The organism is Pectobacterium artocarpous (assembly GCF_046159765.1).
Taxonomy (GTDB): Bacteria; Pseudomonadota; Gammaproteobacteria; order Enterobacterales; family Enterobacteriaceae; genus Pectobacterium.
This window is the reverse complement of record NZ_JBJXVK010000052.1, coordinates 1-1,722: the sequence shown is the minus strand read 5'-3', so window position 1 is coordinate 1,722 and position 1,722 is coordinate 1. Positions and strand designations below refer to the sequence as shown.

The window sequence follows — 1,722 nt, the reverse complement described above, 5'->3', positions numbered from 1 at the left end:
CCACATCTTCTTGGTAAGGAGGTGATCCAACCGCAGGTTCCCCTACGGTTACCTTGTTACGACTTCACCCCAGTCATGAATCACAAAGTGGTAAGCGCCCTCCCGAAGGTTAAGCTACCTACTTCTTTTGCAACCCACTCCCATGGTGTGACGGGCGGTGTGTACAAGGCCCGGGAACGTATTCACCGTAGCATTCTGATCTACGATTACTAGCGATTCCGACTTCATGGAGTCGAGTTGCAGACTCCAATCCGGACTACGACGTACTTTATGAGGTCCGCTTGCTCTCGCGAGGTCGCTTCTCTTTGTATACGCCATTGTAGCACGTGTGTAGCCCTACTCGTAAGGGCCATGATGACTTGACGTCATCCCCACCTTCCTCCAGTTTATCACTGGCAGTCTCCTTTGAGTTCCCGACCGAATCGCTGGCAACAAAGGATAAGGGTTGCGCTCGTTGCGGGACTTAACCCAACATTTCACAACACGAGCTGACGACAGCCATGCAGCACCTGTCTCAGAGCTCCCGAAGGCACCAAGGCATCTCTGCCAAGTTCTCTGGATGTCAAGAGTAGGTAAGGTTCTTCGCGTTGCATCGAATTAAACCACATGCTCCACCGCTTGTGCGGGCCCCCGTCAATTCATTTGAGTTTTAACCTTGCGGCCGTACTCCCCAGGCGGTCGATTTAACGCGTTAGCTCCGGAAGCCACGCCTCAAGGGCACAACCTCCAAATCGACATCGTTTACAGCGTGGACTACCAGGGTATCTAATCCTGTTTGCTCCCCACGCTTTCGCACCTGAGCGTCAGTCTTTGTCCAGGGGGCCGCCTTCGCCACCGGTATTCCTCCAGATCTCTACGCATTTCACCGCTACACCTGGAATTCTACCCCCCTCTACAAGACTCTAGCCTGCCAGTTTCAAATGCAGTTCCCAAGTTAAGCTCGGGGATTTCACATCTGACTTAACAAACCGCCTGCGTGCGCTTTACGCCCAGTCATTCCGATTAACGCTTGCACCCTCCGTATTACCGCGGCTGCTGGCACGGAGTTAGCCGGTGCTTCTTCTGCGGGTAACGTCAATCGATGAGAGTATTAATCTCATCGCCTTCCTCCCCGCTGAAAGTGCTTTACAACCCGAAGGCCTTCTTCACACACGCGGCATGGCTGCATCAGGCTTGCGCCCATTGTGCAATATTCCCCACTGCTGCCTCCCGTAGGAGTCTGGACCGTGTCTCAGTTCCAGTGTGGCTGGTCATCCTCTCAGACCAGCTAGGGATCGTCGCCTTGGTGAGCCATTACCTCACCAACAAGCTAATCCCATCTGGGCACATCTGATGGCGCGAGGCCCGAAAGTCCCCCGCTTTGGTCCGTAGACGTTATGCGGTATTAGCTACCGTTTCCAGTAGTTATCCCCCTCCATCAGGCAGTTTCCCAGACATTACTCACCCGTCCGCCGCTCGTCACCCGAGGAGCAAGCTCCTCTGTGCTACCGCCCGACTTGCATGTGTTAGGCCTGCCGCCAGCGTTCAATCTGAGCCATGATCAAACTCTTCAATTTAAGATTGGTTTGATTTGCTGAACTCGTCAGCGATGCTCAAAGAATTAAAACTGTTTATTCGTAATGAATTTACTGTTGTTCACTCTTCAAGACTTTTTATATCGTCAAGATACGGTCTTGTGAGTGCCCACACAGATTGTCTGATTAAATTGTTAAAGAGCAGGGC

General features: G+C 52.5%; 1 rRNA gene. It reads right to left on the bottom strand.

Features of this window, described 5'->3' with window-relative positions:
- Window positions 1–14 precede the first annotated feature (14 nt).
- Window positions 15–1,556: ribosomal RNA gene (locus ACKQAD_RS20185) — 16S ribosomal RNA — on the bottom strand.
- Window positions 1,557–1,722: the final 166 nt, after the last annotated feature.